Raw genomic sequence first — 19,792 nt, 5'->3', positions numbered from 1 at the left:
AGGAGACTCACCCGATGGTGACAATTACCAACCACATGCCCACGGCCGAGTTGCAGGCGCTGGATGCCGCACATCATGTTCACCCGTTTTCGGCCAATACCGAACTTGGCCGCGAAGGCGCCCGTGTCATCACCCGTGCCAAGGGTGTGTGGCTGACCGACAGCGAAGGCGAAGAGATCCTCGACGGGATGGCCGGCCTGTGGTGCGTCAACATCGGCTATGGCCGTGACGAACTGGCCGAGGTCGCCGCCCGCCAGATGCGCGAGCTGCCCTATTACAACACCTTCTTCAAGACCACCCATGTGCCGGTCATCGCACTGGCCCAGAAACTGGCGGAACTGGCACCCGGCGATCTGAACCACGTGTTCTTCTCCTCGGGCGGGTCCGACGCCAACGACACCAATATCCGCCTTGTGCGCACCTACTGGCAAAACAAGGGCCAGTCGGACAAGAACATCATCATCAGCCGCAAGAATGCCTATCACGGTTCCTCGGTCGCCTCGTCCGCGCTGGGTGGCATGGCCGGAATGCATGCGCAAAGCGGCATGATTCCGAACATCCACCACATCAACCAGCCCAACTGGTGGGCCGAGGGCGGCGACATGGCCCCGGCCGAATTCGGCCTGGCCCGCGCCCGCGAGCTGGAAGAGGCGATCCTGGAACTGGGTCAGGACCGCGTCGCGGCCTTTATCGCCGAACCGGTGCAGGGCGCCGGCGGCGTCATTGTGGCGCCCGACACCTATTGGCCCGAGATCCAGCGCATTTGCGACAAGTATGGCATCCTGCTGATCGCGGACGAGGTGATCTGCGGGTTCGGCCGTACCGGCAACTGGTTTGGCTGCGAAACCCTGGGCATCCGCCCGCACATCATGACCGTCGCCAAGGGCATGAGCTCGGGCTATGTGCCGATCGGCGCCTCGATCATCTGCGACGAGGTGGCCGAAGTCATCGGCCAGGATGAGTTCAACCATGGCTACACCTATTCCGGTCACCCGGTGGCCGCGGCCGTGGCGCTCGAAAACCTGCGCATTCTCGAAGAAGAGAAGATTGTCGACCGGGTCCGCGACGTGACCGCCCCCTATCTCAAGCAGAAATGGGAGGCCCTGCTGGATCATCCGCTGGTGGGCGAGGCAAAGATCGTGGGCATGATGGGCTCCATCGCCCTGACCCCGAACAAGGAAAGCCGCGCGAAGTTCGCGTCGGAACCGGGCACGATCGGCTATATCTGCCGCGAACGCTGCTTCAAGAACAACGTCATCATGCGCCACGTCGGTGACCGGATGATCATTTCCCCGCCGCTGGTCATCACCCCGGACGAGATTGACGAGATGTTTGTGCGTATCCGCAAGTCGCTGGACGAAGCGCATGCCGAGATCAACGAACGCGGACTTCTGAAAAGCGCCGCCTGACCCGTTAGGCACCCGCAGAGAATCGACAGGCCGCTGTTTTTCAGCGGCCTGTTTTTTTCGCCCCTCTTGGTCGAATGCCCTCAGAAAGCGTCGCAACTGTATTGAAACTGTCGCAATTCGGTTGCAACGACCCGCCATGCGCGCTTAACTTCGGGTCAATCGCGACGCAGATCGCCAGTACGTTCATTACGGGGAGGTGGCATTGACCACACGCGCCAGCAATGACGCGTTCGTTGAATTCGAACGCGTTCAGAAGAGTTATGATGGCGAAACTCTAGTCGTCAAAGACCTTAATCTCACCATGCCTAAGGGCCAGTTCCTGACCATGCTTGGGCCGTCGGGTTCGGGAAAGACGACCTGCCTGATGATGCTGGCCGGGTTCGAAACAGCCACACATGGCGAGATCAAGCTGGACGGGCGCCCGATCAACAACATCCCGCCGCACAAGCGCGGCATCGGCATGGTGTTCCAGAACTATGCCCTGTTCCCCCACATGACGATCGCCGAAAATCTCGCCTTCCCGCTTGAGGTACGCAAGATCGGCAAGTCCGACCGCGAAGAGAAGATCAAGCGCGCGCTCGATATGGTGGAAATGGGTCGTTTCGGCGGACGCCGGCCGGCACAATTGTCTGGTGGTCAGCAACAGCGGGTCGCACTGGCGCGTGCGCTGGTGTTCGAACCCGAACTGGTGTTGATGGACGAACCCCTGGGCGCGCTCGACAAGCAGCTGCGCGAGAAGATGCAGTTCGAAATTACCCGCCTGGCACATGACCTGGGTATCACCGTTGTCTACGTGACCCACGATCAGACCGAAGCGCTGACCATGTCGGACCGGGTGGCCGTGTTCAACGACGGCGTGATCCAACAGCTGGCGCCGCCCGACGAGTTGTACGAACAACCGGCCAACAGCTTCGTCGCCCAGTTCATCGGCGAGAACAACACGCTCGAAGGCGAGGTCATGGAAGTCCGCGATGGTATCGCGGTGGTGCGGCTGGACGATGGCGAGTTGATCGACTGCAAACCGGTCAACGTCAGCAAGCCCGGCGAACGCACGCGGGTGTCGATCCGCCCGGAACGGGTCGAATTCAACAAATCGCGGCTCAAACCTGGCGCGCATACGCTCAAGGCCGAGGTGATGGAGTTCATCTATATGGGTGACATTTTCCGCACCCGCCTGAAGGTGGCCGGCAATGATGAATTCATCATCAAGACCCGGAACGCACCCGACCAGGTCCGCCTCGAGCCCGGCGCCCAGATCGAGATCGGCTGGCTGCCCGAAGATTGCCGCGCGCTGGACGCCTGATCCGGTGCCGCAAACACGCGCCCGTTTTCACGGGCGCTGAATTCGGAAACGGCCGGGGCGTGCTTCGACCGATCCAAAAAACCGAACCAAAATGGTCAACATGGGAGAACTACATGAAACTCAAGACCGCATTGCTGGCAACAGCTCTGACGTCGGCGGCCTTTGCCGTCTCGGCGCAAGAAGTCACCGTCATGTCCTGGGGCGGCGCCTATGCCAAGAGCCAGGTTGAGGCCTATCACAAGCCCTTCACTGCGGCGACCGGCATCAAGGTGAACTCGGTCGACGCCGACAACCCGGCAACCCCGATCAAGGCACAGGTCGAAGCCGGTAACGTGTCGGTCGACGTCGCCGATGTCGAGTTCTCGGACGCCGTGCGCCTCTGCGACGAAGGCCTGCTGGAAGAAATCGATCCGGGCATGCTGGCTGCCGCACCCGATGGCACCGCAGCCACCGACGACTTCATCGACGGTGCTATCCAGGATTGCGCAGTCGCCAACATCGTGTGGTCGACCGCGGTTGCCTATAACACCGCCAACGTTTCGATGGCACCGGCCTCGATCGCCGATTTCTTCGACACCGGCAAGATCCCGGGCAAGCGCGGCCTGCGCAAGTCGGCCAAGGCGACCCTGGAAATGGCTCTGATGGGCGATGGCGTTCCGGCGAACGAAGTCTATGAAGTGCTCGACACCGACGAAGGCGTCGACCGCGCATTCGCCGTGCTCGACCGGATCAAGGGCGATATCGTCTGGTGGGAAGCCGGCGCACAGCCGCCGCAGCTGCTGGCAGACGGCGAAGTTGTGATGTCGACCGCCTATAACGGCCGTATCTTCAACGCAGCCGTTGCCGAAGGCCAGCCCTTCGAGATCATGTGGGACGGCCAGATCCTCGACTTCGACCTGTTCGTGGTCCCGAAAGGCGCGCCTAACAAAGAAGCCGCGATGCAGTTCATCGCCTTCTCGACCAGCACCCAGGCGCTGGCGGACCAGGCCAAGTGGATCAGCTATGGCCCGGCACGCAAATCTTCGGGCGCTCTGGTCGGCCTCTATCAGGACGGCAAGACCGAGATGGCGCCGCACATGCCGACCTCGGAAGCAGCCCTGAAGAACGCGCTGGTCAACAACTTCGAGTTCTGGGTCGACAAGGACGCCGAACTGAACGAGCGCTTCAACGCCTGGCTGGCGAACTGATCTGAAAACCGGGCCGTTCCCCACCGGGGGGCGGCCCAGCCTTTCCCGAATATCCAGGACAACGCCAGATGACCGATATCGCTCAGCCGCTAACGACCGCTGACGGCAAACCGCTCAAAGGGGCGCTGATGCGAGCTCAGGCCCGCGCCCGCCGCCGGGCTTTCCTGCTCGTGCTGCCACTACTGGCCTTTATCCTGATCACCTTCGTCTTTCCGATCGGTCAAATGCTGTACAAATCGGTCTACAACGAAGGGTTCACCTGGCAGGAAGACGTCACGACCGGCGACCGTACGCCGATCATGACCAATCTCGCCGCTTGGTTCGACGCCAACCCGCCCGGCACCGAGCCAAACGAAGAGGCCTATACCGCGCTGGCCGCCGACCTGGTTGTGCTGCGCGAGCTAAAGGCACCTGGCCAGGCCGGGACGCGCATCAACTATGAACTGTCGGGCTCGCGCTCGATGTTCACCAAGGCCGCCCGCAGTGCCAACAAGCTGGAACCGCCTTACAAAGAGGCGCTGCTGGACCTCGACAAGGATTGGGGCAACCCGGACCTGTGGCAGGCGATGCGCGGTGCTTCGTCGTCCTACACCTTGAACTTCTATCTGGCCGCGATCGACCGCGAACGTGATGCCGACGGCTCTATCGTGATGGTGCCGGAAAACCGGCAGGTCTATGTCAAGCTGTTCACCCGCACGCTGACCCTGTCGCTGCTGATCACCTTCCTCACCTTCGTGCTGGCCTACCCGATCGCGCATCTGCTGGCGACCCTGCCGCTGCGCCATTCGAACCTGCTGATGATCCTGGTTCTTTTACCCTTCTGGACCTCGCTTCTGGTGCGGACCACCAGCTGGATGGTCTTGCTGCAAAGTCAGGGCGTGGTGAACGACGCGCTGGTCGGCATGGGTCTGCTGGGTGACGATAACCGGTTGCAGATGATGTACAACCGCACCGGCACCGTCATTGCGATGACACATATCCTGCTGCCCTTCATGGTGCTGCCGCTCTATTCGGTAATGCGGATGATCAACCCGTCCTATGTGCGCGCCGCGCGCTCTCTGGGCGCGACCAGCTGGACAGCATTCCGCCGCATCTACTTTCCGCAGACCGTGCCCGGCATTGGCGCCGGCGCGCTCCTGGTGTTCATCCTGGCTGTCGGGTACTACATCACCCCCGCCCTTGTCGGCGGCGCCGACGGGCAGCTGATCTCGAACCTGATCGCCTTCCATATGCAGAAATCGCTGAACTGGTCGCTGGCCGCCGCTCTGGCCGCGCTGCTGCTTGGCGGTGTGCTGCTCCTTTATTGGCTCTACGACAAGCTCGTGGGCATCGACAACCTGAAGCTGGGGTAACCGCACATGGCTCTTCCCAAACACGCCTCGACGCTGGAACGGGTTTGGCACTACACCTACCTGGTGATATGTGTCGCGATCTTCATCTTCCTGATCGCGCCGATCCTGGTGATCATCCCGCTCAGTTTCAACGCCGAGCCCTACTTCACCTTCAGCGACAAGATGCTGAAGTTCGATCCCGAGGGCTATTCGATGCGCTGGTACGACCTGCTGCTGACCTTTGGCATGCAGGCCCCCGAAGCGCCGCGCGACGGATCCTGGTGGGCTGACGCATGGTCAAACGCGCAATGGATCCAGGCGACCAAGAACTCGATCATCATCGGCTTCTTCTCGACGATCCTGGCGACCACACTGGGCACAATTGCCGCCCTGGGCCTGTCGCGGCCCGAGATGCCGGGCCGCCGCGCGGTGATGGCAATCCTGATTTCGCCGATGATCGTGCCGATCATCATTACCGCGACCGGTCTGTTCTTCTTTTACTCGTCGATCCGGATCCAGGATTGGGGCATTCCCTATCTGGGGATTATCCTGGCGCATGCCACGCTTGGCATTCCCTTCGTGATCATCACCGTGACCGCAACGCTGGTGGGTTTCGACCACTCGCTGACCCGGGCCGCCGCCAACATGGGCGCCGATCCGGTCACCACCTTTCTGCGGGTGCAGATGCCACTGATCCTGCCCGGCGTGATTTCGGGCGCGCTCTTTGCCTTTGTCACCTCTTTTGACGAGGTGGTGGTGGTGCTCTTCGTCGGCGGACTCGACGAACAGACGATCCCGCGCCAGATGTGGAACGGTATCCGCGAACAGATCAGTCCGGCGATTCTGTCGGTGGCCACGATCCTGGTGATCATCTCGATCGCCCTGTTGACGGTGGTGGAATTGCTGCGCCGCCGCTCGGAACGGCTGCGGGGCATGTCGCCCGGCTGATCGGATCCGCAAACCAAAAACCAGGGGGCCGGGTGACCGGCCCTTTTCTTTTGCGATCTACTTGATGTCCACGATTTGCATCACGGGTGCCCAGCCATCAAGATTACATCGGGCCTGCACCTGAACCTGCCGCGCCCCTTCGGGAACCTGCACATTGCCCAAAGACCGGGTAAAAGGCTGTTCCGTTTCATGCGGGTGGAACAGAGTCCGCATCCCGATTTCGTTGCCCTGCAAGTCCAGCACTCGCCAGCCGTCGGCATAGTGGTCCCAACCGGTATCCGGGTGGCGCAGGGTCACATCGAATCGCCAACCGTCTGCCGCCCGGGTCGCGATAATCGCTTCGATGGCCGGAGGGTCGGACAAGGCCGGAGTAGCAAGCAGGAACAGAGGGATCAGATGTCGCATGCCCTAGATTAACCCGGCACACGAGACGCCGCAGTCACGATGGTGTGTGTGACGCGATATCCGGCGGCAGCCGCAACAGCACCTCGCGCGAATGCGATGCGAACTCGCGCCGATACAGGATGACCGTCGTCACCACGGCCGCCGCGACCAACGCCACCGGCCCCGCGAACCAGGCGACCGAGGCCAGCGCGAAATACGTGGCCCGCAGCCCTTTGTTGAAACTGCGGGCGGCGGTGATGTTGATATCGGCGGCCTGCGCCGCCCGGGGGAAACAATGCGGATCATCAGGGTCGTTCGGCACTGCCGCCATCAACACCGCGCAATAGCCGAACAACCGGTTCGCCCAGACGAATTTCAGAAACGCGTTCGACAGGAAAAGCAGCACGATCAGTATCTTGATCTCCCAGACCAGCGCGGGCGCCACGCCCAGCGCCAGATCGTCAGCCACCCCGGCCAGCCGGTCGGTATTGCCGATCAGCGCCAGCCCGCCCCCCACCGCGATCACTGCCGTCGAGGCAAAGAAGGAGGTTCCCTGCCGCATGATCGAAATCAGTTGCGCGTCGAACACCCGTGGTTGCCGGGTCACCATCTGGCGCATCCAGTCGCGCCGGAAATCGGCCATCAGAGCCGAAACAGACGGCCTTCCCGGCGCCGGATGCTCGATCCGCCAGCCGATCCAAACCCAGCAACAGATCAGCGCGGCCACGGCGCCATAGTCGAACGCGGAAAAAACAAGTATGCGGTCAGTCCAGGTCATGGCGCGACAGTACGGCTTACCGGTTTTTCTTGCCAGAACCTAAAATTGGTAATATTAATTTACCAGATGGAGGATTGTTCATGGACATGCCCACCCCGAACCCGACCGTTCTGGCCAAGAAACCGCGCTTGGTGCAACGGCTGCGGCAGGTCTTGCCCGCCGACGCGGTGATCGACGACCTGTCCGAGACCCGTGCCTATGAATGCGACGCGCTCACGGCCTATCGCTGCCCGCCGCTGCTGGCAGTGCTGCCGTCGAGCACGCAGCAAGTGTCGGATGTGCTGCGGATCTGCCATGAAGAGGGCGTGCCGGTGGTGCCGCGCGGCTCGGGCACGTCGCTGGCCGGGGGCGCCTTGCCGACAGCCGACAGCGTGATCCTGGGCGTGGCGCGGATGAACGAGGTGCTGGAGACGGACTATGACAACCGCATCATCCGGGTGCAATCGGGTCGCACCAACCTGAGCGTCACCGGCGCGGTCGAGGCCGAGGATTTCTTTTACGCCCCCGACCCCTCGTCGCAGCTGGCCTGCGCCATCGCGGGCAATATCGCGATGAACTCGGGCGGGGCGCATTGCCTGAAATACGGGGTGACCACCAACAACCTGCTGGGTGTCACCATGGTGCTGATGGACGGCACCGTGGTCGAGATCGGCGGCGCCCATCTGGATGCGGGCGGGCTGGACCTGCTGGGTGTCATCTGCGGGTCCGAGGGGCAATTGGGCGTGGTCACCGAAGCCACGCTGCGCATCCTGCGCAAGCCCGAGGGTGCGCGACCGGTGCTGATGGCCTTTGACAGCAACGAGGTGGCGGGCGCCTGCGTCAGCGACATCATCAAGGCCGGCGTTCTGCCTGTGGCGATCGAGTTCATGGACCGGCTCTGCATCGAGGCTTGCGAAGCCTTTGCCAAGGCCGGTTACCCGCAATGCGAGGCACTTCTGATCGTCGAGGTCGAAGGGTCCGAAGCCGAAATCGACGACCAGTTGACCCGCATCATCGAGATCGCCCGGCGCCACAACCCGATGGAACTGCGCGAAAGCCAGTCGGCCGAGGAAAGCGCCCGCATCTGGCTGGGCCGCAAATCGGCCTTTGGCGCCATGGGGCAGATCAACGACTACATGTGCCTCGACGGCACTATCCCCGTCTCCGCCCTGCCGATGGTGCTGCGCCGGATTGGCGAACTCAGCCGCGAATACGGTCTGAAGGTGGGGAACGTGTTCCACGCGGGCGATGGCAACATGCACCCGCTGATCCTGTTCGATGCCAACAAGCCGGGTGACCTGGAGAAATGCGAGGCCTTTGGCGCCGATATCCTGAAACTCTGCGTCGATGCGGGCGGCTGCCTGACCGGCGAACACGGGGTGGGAATCGAGAAACGCGATCTGATGCTGCACCAATACACAGCAGAAGATCTTGAGGCGCAGATGGCGGTCAAGGACGTGTTCGACCCGCAGTGGCTGTTGAACCCCGCCAAGGTGTTTCCGCTGTCGGTCTCGGAAAGCCGACGCGCGGTACAGGTGGCCGCGGAGTAGCGGGGGCGCTGCCCCCCTTGGCCTGCGGCCAATTCCCCCCGGGATATTTTCAGCAAGAGGAAAGCCAATGCTCAGACCAGAAAGCGAGGCCGAACTGGCCCAGATCGTGGCCGGGCTGACTGCTCCGGTCCGGATACGGGGCGGCGGGACGCGGAGCGTGCCGGGGCCGGAGGCCGAGTTGGATATCTCGGGGCTGAGCGGCATCACGCTTTATGAGCCCGGCGCGCTGACGCTGGTCGCCAAGGCCGGAACGCCCGTGGCCGAGATCGAGGCGGTGCTGGCGGCTAAGGGGCAGCGGCTGGCATTTGAGCCGATGGATCATCGCGGGGTGATGGGGACCGAGGGCACGCCCACCATCGGCGGCGTGGTGGCTGGCAATATCTCGGGCCCCCGCCGGATACAGGCGGGAGCGGCGCGCGATTTCCTGCTGGGCGTGCGCTATGTCGACGGCATGGGCCAGGTGATCAGCAATGGTGGCCGAGTGATGAAGAATGTCACCGGCTATGACCTCGTCAAGCTGATGGCCGGGTCCTGGGGCACGCTGGGGGTGCTGAGCGAGGTCTCGCTGAAGGTGCTGCCAAAAGCCGAGACGCAAGCCACGCTGACGGTTTCTGTGCCCGATGCGGGAACCGCGGTGCGCGCGCTGTCGGCCGGGCTGGGCTCTCCCTATGAGGTGACCGGCGCGGCCTATGATCCGGCCCTGGGGCAGGCTCTGGTTCGGATCGAGGGGTTCGAAGCCTCGGTCGCCTATCGGGCAGAGGCGCTGAGCCGACTGTTTGCGCCATTCGGAACGGTGGCGCGGCTGGAGGACGATCCCTGGCCGGGCATTCGTGATGTGGCGCCGTATCACGGGCGTGCGGGCGATGTCTGGCGGATCTCGGTGAAACCGGGCGACGCGCCAGAGTTGGCCGCGCGCTGCAAGGCCGAAGCGCTGCTGTTCGACTGGGGCGGCGGGCTGATCTGGGCGCTGATGCCCGAAGGCGCCGACCTGCGCGGTCGGCTGGGCGAGTTTGCGGGCCATGCGACACTGGTCCGGGGCGACCGGACCCAGCGCGCCATGTTCCAGCCGGAACCAGCTCCGCTCGCGGCCCTGTCGCGCGGGTTGCGGCAGCGGTTCGACCCGAAAGGGCTCTTTAACCCGGGAATGATGGGGTAAGCGATGCAGACGAATTTCACCGCCGAACAGCTGACCGATCCCGGCATCCAGCGCGCCAACGAGATCCTGCGCTCTTGTGTGCATTGCGGGTTCTGTACCGCCACCTGCCCGACCTATCAGGTGCTGGGCGACGAGCTCGACAGCCCGCGCGGGCGCATCTACCTGATCAAGGACATGCTGGAAAACAGCCGGGTGCCGGATGCCAAAACCGTCAAGCATATCGACCGTTGCCTGAGTTGCCTGGCCTGCATGACCACCTGCCCCTCGGGCGTGCATTACATGCATCTGGTCGATCATGCGCGCGAGTATATCGAGCAGACCTATCGCCGCCCGTTCAGCGACCGGGCGCTGCGCTGGATTCTGGCGCGCGTCCTGCCTTATCCCACACGGTTCCGGCTGGCGCTCTTGGGGGCCAAGATCGGCCGTCCGTTCCGCGGGTTGATGCCCGATGCGCGGCTGCGCGCGATGCTCGACATGGCGCCGAAACATATCCCGCCGGTCAGCCGCAACGACGATCCGCAGAGCTTTGCACCGGCTGGCACGCGCAAGAAGCGGGTCGCCCTGATGACCGGCTGTGCGCAAAAGGCGCTGAACACCGATATCAATGATGCCACTATCCGCCTGCTGACCCGGCTGGGCTGCGAGGTGGTGGTGGCCGAGGGCGCGGGCTGCTGCGGTGCGCTGACCCATCACATGGGGCGCACGAGCGAGAGTCACGCTACGGCGGCCAAGAACATCCGTGCCTGGGTGCACGAAATGGATGGCGACGGGCTGGATGCCATCGTGATCAACACCAGCGGCTGCGGCACCACCATCAAGGATTACGGCCACATGTTCCGCAACGAGCCGCCGGCGGCCGAGGCCGCCCGGGTATCGGCCATCGCCATGGACATAAGCGAGCTGTTGATGCAACTCGACCTGCCCCAAGGTGCCGACAAGGGGTTGACCGTGGCCTATCACGCCGCCTGCTCGCTGCAACACGGGCAAAAGATCAAGACCTATCCCAAGGACCTGCTGAAACGGGCGGGCTTCACCGTAGTCGAACCCGCCGACAGCCATCTGTGCTGCGGCTCGGCTGGAACCTATAACCTGATGCAGCCCGAGATCTCAGGCAAGCTCAAGGCACGCAAGATCCGCACGCTTGAGGCAAAGAAACCCGACCTGATCGCGGCAGGCAATATCGGGTGCATGATGCAGATTGGTTCGGGGACCGAACTGCCCATCATGCACACGGTCGAACTGTTGGATTGGGCCACGGGTGGGCCGCAGCCTCCGGCGATGACGGCCCCGGGCAAGCGCGCACCCGAGGTGCCGATACTGCGCTGAAGCATTTTCAAGGAAAAGCGGGTACCGGTTTTCCGTCGGAAAATGCGCGATGTCAAACAGTCAGAGTGGTTTCTGCCGCGATGCAATCGCCGCCCCGGCCAGCAAGAGGCCGGCGGCGACCAGCAGGCTGATGCCGATATCGCCGACCAGATCACCGACCAATCCCGCGCCATAGGGGCCCAGCGTCTGGGCCACTGCGAACACCACCGTGAACAGGCTGATCGCCCGGCCCCAGCTTTCCGGCGGCAAATTCTGGCGCGCGAAATTGGTCACCGCGCCCGGCGCCATGAAGACCGATAGGCCAAAGACCACCGCCGAGACCAACAGGGCCGGACCATTGGGCAACACCACCGGCAACGCGGAGCCAACGGCGATACCGGTCAGGATCATCGCCAGCGGCAGGCCCGAGGCATGGCGCGCCAGCACCGGCCGCCACAACAGCGGCGAGACCGAGATGCACAGCCCCAGGATCACCCAGACCAGCGCGATGAAGGGCGCGCTGGCCGCCTGCTCGGTCATCCAGGCCGACAGAAAGGTCAGATAGACGATATATCCCAGCCCGAACCCGGCATAGCCCGCCAGTTCCGGCAGCATCCGGCGCAGCGGCAACGGGGCATGCCCGGCCTGCGACTGGACAGGGGCGCGTTGTTGCACCGCCGCCCACAGGGCAAGCGGCAGGAAGGTCAGGCTGGCACCCCCGATCAGGTACCAAGCGATAGGCCAGGCCGCCGGGCCATACGCCTCCAGAAACAGCGGCAGCGCGGCACCGGCCAACACGATGCCCAGCCCCCCGCCCGACCCGAACAGGATCGCGATGGCCAGCGCGTTGCGCCTTGGATCGTCGCGGAACAGGCCAGCGGTCAGCGTTCCGGCGGTGGAAAAGGACATCGCGCCAAAAAACCCGGCCAGAATGCGCCAAAGGGTTTGCCACCACAGTTCGGCATTCACTCCGGTGGCCAGCAGCGCCAGCGTGGTGGCAATCAGCCCGGTGATGAAAAGGCGTACCGGTCCGACGCGCCGGATCGCCACCATGGTCAGCACCGCACCCGCGATATAGCCCAGCGCATTGGCGGTGTTCAGCCAGCCCGCCTGGGCATAGTTCCACTGCATCTCCGATTTCATCGCGGGCAGCAGCAGGCCATAGGCGAACCGGGCAAACCCGTTGGTCACCGTCACGCCCAGCGCCAACCCCGCCAGAACCAGCCACGACCGGGATGCAGACAGCGTCATGGCCTGACCGCTCGACAAGATTGCAATTGGGAACCCTCGTTCTGACTGCGGCGTCGCGCCATGCGCAAGCCTGACGCGACCCTGCCAAGCTTGGCCACGCGGCGCAAGCCACGGCAGAGCACGCGGCGCGCCAAGATGCCCCGACTGCGCCCCATTTTCGCCCAACGCATCCCGTACCCCGAACAGCAGCCGTTGCAGGAGGGCCACGTGTACAAATGGATCATCACACTTGCGCTGGCCGCGCTGCCGGTTGTTGCACAGGCCCAGTCGACAAGGCTGCAAAGCCTGGAAACCACCCACGCGGGCCGCGAATGGCTGGCGGTCGGGCGGCTTGATGTCGATGGCACCGGGTTCTGTACCGGCGCGCTGATCGCGCCCGACCTGGTTCTGACCGCCGCGCATTGCCTTTACGACAAACGCACGAAACAGCGGATCGACCCGACCCGGATCGAGTTTCTGGCCGGTTGGCGGCGGGGTGCAGCTTCGGCCTATCGCCCGGTGCGCCGCGCCGTCGAACACCCGGACTATCGGTTTGATGGCGATGTCTCGGCCGACCGCGTCCGCAACGATGTTGCCCTGCTGCAATTGCAGCAGCCGATCCGCAACACCACCGTGATCCCGTTCGAAACCGGCAAGCAGCCCCGGACCGGCGAGTCGGTCGGCGTCGTGTCTTATGCCCACGACCGGGCCGAGGCACCGTCGCTGCAACGGCTCTGCCCGGTGATGGCCCGTCAGCAAGGGGTGCTGGTGATGTCCTGCGATGTCGATTTCGGCTCGTCGGGCGCACCTGTCTTCAGCTTTGACGGCGATCATCCCCGCATCGTGTCCGTTGTCTCGGCCAAGGCCGAGGTCGAAGGGGCGCGCGTCGCGCTGGGCTCGTCCCTGGGGGAAACGCTCGTGTTGCTCAAGGCGGGGCTGGATAACCCAGCCCCCGCCGCGCCCGGCGCCCTGCCGCGCGTCAACCGCAGCACGCCCGGCGGCACCGGCACCGTTTCCGGGGCAAAGTTCGTAAAGCCATGAGGGCTCTGCTCGCCCTTCTCCTTGGCCTTTGCCTCACCCTGCCGGCGGCGGCGCAGAACTCGGGTCTGCGCCGCCTGACCGAGCGCGATGACCTCTTTGGATGGGAGGCGGTCGGGCGGCTCGACATCACCGGTACCGGGTTCTGCACCGGCACCCTGATCGCCCCGGACCTGGTGCTGACCGCAGCGCACTGCGCCTTCGACGCCCGTACACGGGCCCATTACCAGCCTGGCGAGATCACTTTTCGCGCCGGGTTCCGCGATGGCAAGTCGGTCGCCGAACGCAACGTGGTTCAGATCGCCACGCCTGATGGCTTCATCCCCAATGCCGCCCCGTCGGCCGACCGTATCCGCGCCGATGTGGCGCTGATGCGACTGGCCGATCCGATCCCCACCGCTCTGGCCGACCCCTTTGCCCTGCATTCCGGCGACGTCAGCGGTAGCGAAATCAGCGTCTCGTCCTACGGGCGCGGCCGGGCCGAGGCGATCTCGCGCCAACGCTCCTGCCAGTTGCTGTGGCGGCAGGCCGGGCTGATGTCCTTCGATTGCGACGTGACCTTTGGCTCGTCCGGCGCGGCCATTCTGGCGCACGAGGGCAGCCGGGGCCGCATCCTGTCGCTGGTTTCGGCCGGAACCGTGGCCGAAGGCCGCCCGATAGGCTTTGGCATGGAACTGTCCGGCACGGTCGAGACCCTCAAGCGCCAGATGCGCCGCGACGCCCCCGCCCCGCAGGCCGAGATCAAACGGCTCAAGGTCGGCGGCGGCTTGTCCGGCAGCTCTGGCACCGGCCCCAAATTCGTCCGCCCCGGCGGGTCTTGAAACCCGGACCGGCCTTTCCCATCTCGAGTGCACCGGATCGCCGCAGGGCGGGGTCCGGTGTGGAAAACCGCCCGTCCGCACAGGAGGGCACTGATCACAAATCGCTCGAAGAAGAGGATTGACCCATGCGTACTTTCGACTTTGCTCCGCTGCACCGTGCCACCATCGGTTTCGACCAGATCGCCGATCTGATGGACCGTGTGATGACCAGCGACGTGACCCAGCCGAGCTATCCGCCGTACAACATCGAAAAAACCGCTCCCGACGCCTACCGTATCTCGATCGCCGTGGCCGGTTTCGCCGACAGCGACCTGTCGGTCGAAGTCAAGGAAAACGCTCTGGTGGTAGCGGCCCGCAAAGCGGCCGACGACACCGCCCGGACCTATCTGCATCGCGGCATCGCCACCCGCGCATTTGAACGCCGGTTCACCCTGGCCGATCATGTGCGCGTCACCGGCGCCAGCCATGAGAACGGCATGCTGCACATCGACCTCAAGCGCGAAGTGCCCGAAGCGCTGAAGCCCCGCCGGATCGAGATTGCCTCGGTCAAACCTACCGACGAGTCCGATCTCTTCGAAGCCAAGGCGGTTAACTGACCTCGGATCCGCCCGCCCCTGCGGTTTACCGGGCTGGCGGATCTCTTGCGACAAACCGTACCTCCCTCGGTTTTCGCACTTCAGGCGCGCGCCGTGTTCCTCCAGGCATGGCGCGCGTTGTTGCTCAAGCGGCGTTCAGCGCTGCAGCGACCTGTTGCGCGAAACTATGCAACGCGCCCTCGTACCGCCCAAATGTCAGAACGTCATTGGCGCCCGAGGAAATGCCCGCCTGAACCCCTTCGGCGATCACGAAATCCTCGGTCAGTGTGGTACAGGTGATCCGGTGATTTCGCGCCCAATGCGCCTCTCTCCCCGGCATCCCGTCGCGGGGCGCCACCGTCGATAGCCGGATAAGCGTTTCACCGGCAGATAGCGGCGCCAGGTGAACCCAGGCCAGATGGTCCTCCGTCAACAGCAACTGATCAATCGGGAACAAAGAGTAGAGGATATTGGTATCCGCCCGGATGTCCCATTCGTCCTGTGGCAACTCCCGCAATCGCGGCAGGCTGGACCGGGCGAGAACCGACCGCATATGCGGCCCGAACATCTGGTAGGTCGACAGGTTGTCCAGGAAATGTGGGCCGATCGTGTCCGCATGGGCGACCTTGAAGTGATAAGCCTCAATGCCTCCTTCGACGATGGTTTTCCAGTTTGCCCGGCATAGGATCTCGTCCGACTGCATGACCTGCATATGCTCGGCCCCCACCCATGACAGGTCTGGCGCAATCGGGTCAAGAAAACTTTCGAAATCGTAGTACTCGCCGGGCCTAGGCACGACCCAGATCCAGCCGAACCGCTCCGTCACCGGTAACCGCTGCAAGCCCATTGCCGACTTGTCGAGACCAGGTTTTGATGCGGCACCCCGCGCAGGGTTCCGTCACTGCCGTAGCTCCAGGCATGATAGGGGCAGGAAAAGCTATGTTTGCAGCCTTCTGCCGCGTCGACCAGCCGCGCTCCCCGATGCCGGCACACGTTCAGCATGGCATGAACCTCACCCTCACGATCACGGGTCAACAGCACGGGCAACCAGGCAATATCCATGACCCGAAAAGATCCTGCCTCTGGCAATTCTCTGGCATGCAGCGCAATCTGGGGAAAGGCTCTGAGGATCGCGCGCCGCTCGCGTGCAAAATGCGCCGGGTCCTCATAAATGCTCACATCGAATGTGGTGACTGTGGGCGCAAGGAATGCACTGGTCTCACCTTCAAGCCCCAGCAATTCACCCAGAAGCCCAAGCTCTGTTTGCCTGTCCATCAGTGTCTCCTTCCAACAAACTTACCGGTTGGTAGGTAAAATGCTTACCGAATGGTAAGTCGTCAAGAGAGTTGTTATTCTGACCCCGACAGAAGGGGGAAACCATGTCCAAAACGCCTGAACAATTCATCTCTGCGGCGACGCAACTCTTTGCCGAACGGGGTTTTTACGGTGTCAGCCTTGCACAGATAACAGCCGAACTAGGGCTGACCAAACAGGCGCTAATCCACCATTTCGGCACTAAGGAGAAGCTTTATGGCGAGGTGTTTCAGGCGCTATCGGTTCGGTTCATGACCCGGATGCACGATATCGAATCGGACCATTCCGATCCCCAGGTCAGGGTCGCCATCTATTTCCACAATTTTCTGCGTGACGCCCTTGCTGCCCCACAGGATATCCGGCTGATCCAGCGCGAGCTGCTGGACAACCTTCAGCGCGCCGAACAAGCGGGTCGATGGTACCTGAAGCCCTTCCTCGACGCGCTGACCGATGACATCCTGAAATGCCCAGCTTGGCGGGTCGCCAACCGGGCGCAGACACTGGCCTTTGTCTATAACCTGCTCGGTGCCATCAGCTACTTCGCGACGTCCCAGGCGACGCTTGCAGGTATGTATGGCGACGATCAGTACGATAGTTTGAGCCGCAGTTTTTGCGCCGAGTTCGACCAGATTCTGCGGCGTGGGCTAACCGCTGGCCCGGCGGCCGACAGCTTGCACTAGAACCTATGAAATCCCCACGGCATCATCCACCTGATCGATGTAATCCGACAATATCCGGTCCCCCGCGACGCGCCTTTGCAAAGTCGTGGATACCGGCGTCGCCCGCATCGCCGCCAGCATAGGCGCAACCGACAGGTCGGCGGCGCTAAGCCGATCACCCAGCAAAAACGACCCATGCCACAGACAGGCGGTAATCGCCTCTAAATCCCGTTCTGCCCGGTCCATCCGCTCTGCCGTGCTGAACCGCCCCATGCCCTGCGCCCTCAGGCCCCGCAACACCGACCGCCGCACGCCATTGGCGACCGGATTGCGGATCAGGCGCGGCACCTCACCAAAGAAGCGATCGCGCAGAAGGTGCCAGACCTCGTCTTCGCTCCAACGATCCATGAGAAGTTGGAAGTACAAATGATCCTCGGCCATCCGGATCATCGACCGCGATTGCGCCCGTTGCAGATCGCTCAGACCCTGATCGAATTCCGCCCCCTCCGCCTCAAGCCAGTTGCGGATAGCGTCGCTATCGGCCAACAGCCGTTCAGGCGTACGTAAGACCGGCAATTTACCATGGGGCATTTTGCGGGCATCGAGCAGGTCGGACCGACGCCAATCCAGCCTAGAGAGATGCAGCATATAGGCCGCCTTCACGCAGAACGGGCTGCCGGAATAGAGGCCAAAGGCCGAAGGAAAGGTCAAGAGGGTCAGCATCGGGTTCATCCTTGTATGATGTCCAGAGGGATAGGATAGTCAGATGACAATTTCTGTCATCAGATCCGGGTCAACATAACCCATGTCCAGAACTGCCCGATTGTTCCAGCTCATGCAGGCGCTGCGCTCCGGCCCGCCGCCGCATACCTCCGCCGCGCTGGCGCAGGATCTTGGCGTCTCGCCTCGCACGATCCACCGTGACATCGATGCCCTGCGTGGCCTTGGCGCCGTGATCGATGGTGAGGCGGGGTTCGGCTTTACCCTGATCGAGGACGCGACCCTGCCGCCGCTGGGGTTTACCGATGACGAGCTTGAGGCGCTGGTGCTTGGCCTGCGCGAGGCCGAGCTGATCGGCGACCCCGACCTTAGCCAGGCCGCTAGCCAGGCCCTGCGCAAGTTGCAGGGCCGCCTGCCGCCGCGCCAGTCGCACCGGCTGACCCACGCGGTGCTGACCGCAACCCGGTTCGACCGACCCGAACCGCCGACGATCCCGGTCGCCACCCTGCGCGCCGCAACCTGGGACGAGCTTGCCGTTGCATTCGGCTATACCGACATGCATGGGGCGCAGACCCAGCGCACAGTCTATCCGCTGTCCATCGTCTACATGGATCGCTCCAGCGTGCTGATCGCCTGGTGCCTCTTGCGTGCGGATGTGCGGGTGTTCCGGCTCGACCGGATGCGCGACCTTGTGGTGACAGGTGACAGCTTTCGCCCCCGCCGGGTGCCAATGCTGCGCGATGCGCTGGCACAGATCCGCGCGCAACCGGCCTGACCCCTTTGTCGAGCCCCGGTTTGCCGCTAAATAAAGACACGGGCAGCAGGACTGGACAGAGCATGAAACCACTCACCCTCACGCTGGCGATTTGCCTTGGCGCTCCGGCACTGGCCGAAGCTCCTCTGGTACTGGCCGTGGCCAGCTCTGCCCGCCCTGTCAGCCGACCCGCGATGACAACACCCGTGACAGCCGACATCGAAGCCAGATTCCAGCTCTGGCTGACCGAGTTCCGGACCCAGGCCCTGGCCCAAGGCGTGTCCGCAAAAACGCTCGATGCCGCCCTGCCCGGCCTCACCTATGACGCCGAGGTGGTGCGCCGCGACCGCAACCAGGCCGAGTTCACCAAGACCGTCTGGGACTATCTTGACACCGCGGTCTCCTCTGCCCGCATTGACGCCGGGATAAAGGCGGTCGCCCGCCATGCCGCCCTGTTCGACCGGATCGAGGCGCAATGGGGTGTCGACCGCCATGTCATCGCCGCCATCTGGGGGCTGGAAAGCGCCTATGGGCTGGTGCGCGGCAATGACAGTACGCTGAAATCGCTGGCCTCGCTGGCTTTCGACACGCGACGGCCCGAATTCTTTGGCGAACAGTTCCTGACGGCGCTGCAAATCCTCGATGCGGGCGAGGTCCGGCTCGCCGACATGCGCGGCAGCTGGGCGGGCGCAATGGGGCATACCCAGTTCATGCCCACCTCGTATCGCGATCACGCGGTCGATTTCGATGGCGACGGACGGCGCAACATCTGGTCGGACAACCCGGCCGACGCGCTGGCCTCGACTGCCGCCTATCTCAAGGCCAACGGCTGGGTCACCGGCCAACCCTGGGGGGTCGAAGTGACCCTGCCGCAGGGTTTCGACCTTGCCACTGCGCGGCGGGAACTGACGCGGATGCCGTCCGAATGGGCGGCGCTTGGCATTCGGGACACAGACGGAAAACCAGTCCCCGACCATGGTCCGGCCTCGATCCTGCTGCCGGGCGGCGGCACCGGCCCGATCTTCATGATCTTTGACAATTTCGCTGTGTTAGAGACTTATAACACCGCCGATGCCTATGTGATCGGGGTCGGTCACCTGGGTGACCGCATCGCCGGTCGCGGCCCGATCCGCGGCGACTGGCCACGCCAGGACCGCGCGCTCACATTCGACGAACGGATCGAGTTGCAGGAGCGCCTGACCGTCGCCGGGTTCGACACGCAAAAGATCGACGCCAAGATCGGCCCGCTTACCATCAACGCGGTGCGCGACTATCAGCTGTCGCTTGGGATCATGCCCGACGGCTATGCCTCGCTGCGGGTGCTCGAACGGCTGCGGCAGGCGCAATAACC

General features: G+C 63.4%; 20 protein-coding genes. 14 read left to right on the top strand and 6 right to left on the bottom strand.

The window, feature by feature from the left end; translation table 11 throughout:
- The first annotated feature begins 14 nt into the window (after positions 1 to 14).
- From OEZ49_RS00185 to OEZ49_RS00165, 5 genes are all read left to right on the top strand, one after another.
- Positions 15 to 1,409 carry an aspartate aminotransferase family protein gene (locus OEZ49_RS00185; protein WP_263386435.1) on the top strand — a complete coding sequence of 465 codons (1,395 nt, stop codon included), beginning with the start codon at positions 15 to 17 and terminating at the stop codon, positions 1,407 to 1,409.
- A 202-nt stretch (positions 1,410 to 1,611) separates the two neighbouring features.
- Positions 1,612 to 2,712, top strand: coding sequence for an ABC transporter ATP-binding protein (locus OEZ49_RS00180; protein ID WP_164130337.1), 1,101 nt, complete (start codon positions 1,612 to 1,614; stop codon positions 2,710 to 2,712).
- Positions 2,713 to 2,825: 113 nt separating this feature from the next.
- The gene (locus OEZ49_RS00175; protein WP_164130335.1) at positions 2,826 to 3,899 is read left to right on the top strand and encodes an ABC transporter substrate-binding protein; all 1,074 of its coding nucleotides are present in this window, start codon (positions 2,826 to 2,828) and stop codon (positions 3,897 to 3,899) included.
- Between the two features lie 68 nt (positions 3,900 to 3,967).
- Entirely contained in the window at positions 3,968 to 5,251 is a 1,284-nt protein-coding gene (locus OEZ49_RS00170) for an ABC transporter permease (RefSeq protein ID WP_263386434.1), read from the top strand.
- A gap of 6 nt (positions 5,252 to 5,257) precedes the next feature.
- Positions 5,258 to 6,178: an ABC transporter permease gene (locus tag OEZ49_RS00165; protein WP_164130331.1), complete on the top strand. Its 921-nt coding sequence runs from the start codon at positions 5,258 to 5,260 to the stop codon at positions 6,176 to 6,178.
- A gap of 57 nt (positions 6,179 to 6,235) precedes the next feature.
- On the opposite strand, the gene OEZ49_RS00160 is transcribed toward OEZ49_RS00165, so the two are convergent.
- On the bottom strand, positions 6,236 to 6,583 hold the full coding sequence (locus tag OEZ49_RS00160) for a hypothetical protein (protein WP_263386433.1): 348 nt from the start codon (positions 6,581 to 6,583) through the stop codon (positions 6,236 to 6,238).
- A gap of 34 nt (positions 6,584 to 6,617) precedes the next feature.
- Complete coding sequence (locus tag OEZ49_RS00155) at positions 6,618 to 7,340, bottom strand: DUF599 domain-containing protein (protein ID WP_263386432.1); 723 nt, start codon at positions 7,338 to 7,340, stop codon at positions 6,618 to 6,620.
- 80 nt (positions 7,341 to 7,420) lie between these two features.
- On the opposite strand from OEZ49_RS00155, the gene OEZ49_RS00150 reads away from it, so the two are divergent.
- The 3 genes from OEZ49_RS00150 to glcF all read left to right on the top strand — a co-directional run bounded on the left by OEZ49_RS00150 (position 7,421) and on the right by glcF (position 11,351).
- On the top strand, positions 7,421 to 8,869 hold the full coding sequence (locus tag OEZ49_RS00150; protein WP_263386431.1) for an FAD-linked oxidase C-terminal domain-containing protein: 1,449 nt from the start codon (positions 7,421 to 7,423) through the stop codon (positions 8,867 to 8,869).
- Between the two features lie 67 nt (positions 8,870 to 8,936).
- Positions 8,937 to 10,025, top strand: a complete 1,089-nt coding sequence (locus OEZ49_RS00145) for an FAD-binding protein (RefSeq protein ID WP_263386430.1) — start codon at positions 8,937 to 8,939, stop codon at positions 10,023 to 10,025.
- 3 nt (positions 10,026 to 10,028) lie between these two features.
- Positions 10,029 to 11,351, top strand: a complete 1,323-nt coding sequence (gene glcF / locus OEZ49_RS00140) for a glycolate oxidase subunit GlcF (RefSeq protein ID WP_263386429.1) — start codon at positions 10,029 to 10,031, stop codon at positions 11,349 to 11,351.
- Positions 11,352 to 11,411: 60 nt separating this feature from the next.
- Here the strand turns inward: glcF and OEZ49_RS00135 are convergent, their stop codons facing one another.
- Positions 11,412 to 12,581, bottom strand: coding sequence for a YbfB/YjiJ family MFS transporter (locus tag OEZ49_RS00135; protein ID WP_263386428.1), 1,170 nt, complete (start codon positions 12,579 to 12,581; stop codon positions 11,412 to 11,414).
- 207 nt (positions 12,582 to 12,788) lie between these two features.
- Here OEZ49_RS00135 and OEZ49_RS00130 point away from each other — a divergent pair, with 207 nt between their 5' ends.
- From OEZ49_RS00130 to OEZ49_RS00120, 3 genes are all read left to right on the top strand, one after another.
- The gene (locus OEZ49_RS00130; protein ID WP_263386427.1) at positions 12,789 to 13,601 is read left to right on the top strand and encodes a trypsin-like serine peptidase; all 813 of its coding nucleotides are present in this window, start codon (positions 12,789 to 12,791) and stop codon (positions 13,599 to 13,601) included.
- On the top strand, positions 13,598 to 14,419 hold the full coding sequence (locus OEZ49_RS00125; protein ID WP_263386426.1) for a trypsin-like serine peptidase: 822 nt from the start codon (positions 13,598 to 13,600) through the stop codon (positions 14,417 to 14,419). The genes OEZ49_RS00130 and OEZ49_RS00125 overlap by 4 nt, the downstream gene beginning before the upstream one ends.
- 125 nt (positions 14,420 to 14,544) lie before the next feature.
- Positions 14,545 to 15,015 (top strand): Hsp20 family protein, encoded by a 471-nt coding sequence (locus OEZ49_RS00120; RefSeq protein WP_263386425.1) that lies wholly within the window; start codon positions 14,545 to 14,547, stop codon positions 15,013 to 15,015.
- A 124-nt stretch (positions 15,016 to 15,139) separates the two neighbouring features.
- Here the strand turns inward: OEZ49_RS00120 and OEZ49_RS00115 are convergent, their stop codons facing one another.
- Positions 15,140 to 15,820: an SRPBCC family protein gene (locus OEZ49_RS00115; RefSeq protein WP_263386424.1), complete on the bottom strand. Its 681-nt coding sequence runs from the start codon at positions 15,818 to 15,820 to the stop codon at positions 15,140 to 15,142.
- Positions 15,817 to 16,269 (bottom strand): aromatic ring-hydroxylating oxygenase subunit alpha, encoded by a 453-nt coding sequence (locus OEZ49_RS00110; protein ID WP_263386423.1) that lies wholly within the window; start codon positions 16,267 to 16,269, stop codon positions 15,817 to 15,819. The genes OEZ49_RS00115 and OEZ49_RS00110 overlap by 4 nt, the downstream gene beginning before the upstream one ends.
- A gap of 104 nt (positions 16,270 to 16,373) precedes the next feature.
- On the opposite strand from OEZ49_RS00110, the gene OEZ49_RS00105 reads away from it, so the two are divergent.
- A complete protein-coding gene (locus OEZ49_RS00105) occupies positions 16,374 to 16,988 on the top strand; it encodes a TetR/AcrR family transcriptional regulator (protein WP_263386422.1) in 615 nt (204 codons plus the stop codon).
- Positions 16,989 to 16,991: 3 nt separating this feature from the next.
- Here OEZ49_RS00105 and OEZ49_RS00100 read toward each other — a convergent pair whose 3' ends face one another.
- A complete protein-coding gene (locus OEZ49_RS00100) occupies positions 16,992 to 17,690 on the bottom strand; it encodes a glutathione S-transferase family protein (protein WP_263386421.1) in 699 nt (232 codons plus the stop codon).
- Positions 17,691 to 17,772: 82 nt separating this feature from the next.
- Between OEZ49_RS00100 and OEZ49_RS00095 the strand changes: the two genes are divergently transcribed.
- Entirely contained in the window at positions 17,773 to 18,462 is a 690-nt protein-coding gene (locus OEZ49_RS00095) for a helix-turn-helix transcriptional regulator (protein ID WP_263386420.1), read from the top strand.
- 62 nt (positions 18,463 to 18,524) lie between these two features.
- Positions 18,525 to 19,790, top strand: a complete 1,266-nt coding sequence (locus OEZ49_RS00090) for a lytic murein transglycosylase (RefSeq protein WP_263386419.1) — start codon at positions 18,525 to 18,527, stop codon at positions 19,788 to 19,790.
- The last annotated feature ends 2 nt before the right edge of the window (positions 19,791 to 19,792 follow it).

It is taken from the genome of Ruegeria marisflavi (assembly GCF_025673445.1).
GTDB classification, from domain to species: Bacteria; Pseudomonadota; Alphaproteobacteria; order Rhodobacterales; family Rhodobacteraceae; genus Ruegeria_B; species Ruegeria_B marisflavi.
This window is presented reverse-complemented; position numbering and strand designations above follow the sequence as displayed.

Bases quoted from the DNA above. Each gene is read 5' to 3' on its own strand.
- OEZ49_RS00185 (WP_263386435.1), top strand. From the start codon at position 15: ATGGTGACAATTACCAACCACATGCCCACGGCCGAGTTGCAGGCGCTG.
- OEZ49_RS00175 (WP_164130335.1), top strand. From the start codon at position 2,826: ATGAAACTCAAGACCGCATTGCTGGCAACAGCTCTGACGTCGGCGGCC.
- OEZ49_RS00170 (WP_263386434.1), top strand. From the start codon at position 3,968: ATGACCGATATCGCTCAGCCGCTAACGACCGCTGACGGCAAACCGCTC.
- OEZ49_RS00165 (WP_164130331.1), top strand. From the start codon at position 5,258: ATGGCTCTTCCCAAACACGCCTCGACGCTGGAACGGGTTTGGCACTAC.
- OEZ49_RS00160 (WP_263386433.1), bottom strand. From the start codon at position 6,583: ATGCGACATCTGATCCCTCTGTTCCTGCTTGCTACTCCGGCCTTGTCC.
- OEZ49_RS00155 (WP_263386432.1), bottom strand. From the start codon at position 7,340: ATGACCTGGACTGACCGCATACTTGTTTTTTCCGCGTTCGACTATGGC.
- OEZ49_RS00150 (WP_263386431.1), top strand. From the start codon at position 7,421: ATGGACATGCCCACCCCGAACCCGACCGTTCTGGCCAAGAAACCGCGC.
- OEZ49_RS00145 (WP_263386430.1), top strand. From the start codon at position 8,937: ATGCTCAGACCAGAAAGCGAGGCCGAACTGGCCCAGATCGTGGCCGGG.
- glcF (WP_263386429.1), top strand. From the start codon at position 10,029: ATGCAGACGAATTTCACCGCCGAACAGCTGACCGATCCCGGCATCCAG.
- OEZ49_RS00135 (WP_263386428.1), bottom strand. From the start codon at position 12,581: ATGACGCTGTCTGCATCCCGGTCGTGGCTGGTTCTGGCGGGGTTGGCG.
- OEZ49_RS00125 (WP_263386426.1), top strand. From the start codon at position 13,598: ATGAGGGCTCTGCTCGCCCTTCTCCTTGGCCTTTGCCTCACCCTGCCG.
- OEZ49_RS00120 (WP_263386425.1), top strand. From the start codon at position 14,545: ATGCGTACTTTCGACTTTGCTCCGCTGCACCGTGCCACCATCGGTTTC.
- OEZ49_RS00110 (WP_263386423.1), bottom strand. From the start codon at position 16,269: ATGGACAGGCAAACAGAGCTTGGGCTTCTGGGTGAATTGCTGGGGCTT.
- OEZ49_RS00105 (WP_263386422.1), top strand. From the start codon at position 16,374: ATGTCCAAAACGCCTGAACAATTCATCTCTGCGGCGACGCAACTCTTT.
- OEZ49_RS00100 (WP_263386421.1), bottom strand. From the start codon at position 17,690: ATGCTGACCCTCTTGACCTTTCCTTCGGCCTTTGGCCTCTATTCCGGC.
- OEZ49_RS00095 (WP_263386420.1), top strand. From the start codon at position 17,773: ATGTCCAGAACTGCCCGATTGTTCCAGCTCATGCAGGCGCTGCGCTCC.
- OEZ49_RS00090 (WP_263386419.1), top strand. From the start codon at position 18,525: ATGAAACCACTCACCCTCACGCTGGCGATTTGCCTTGGCGCTCCGGCA.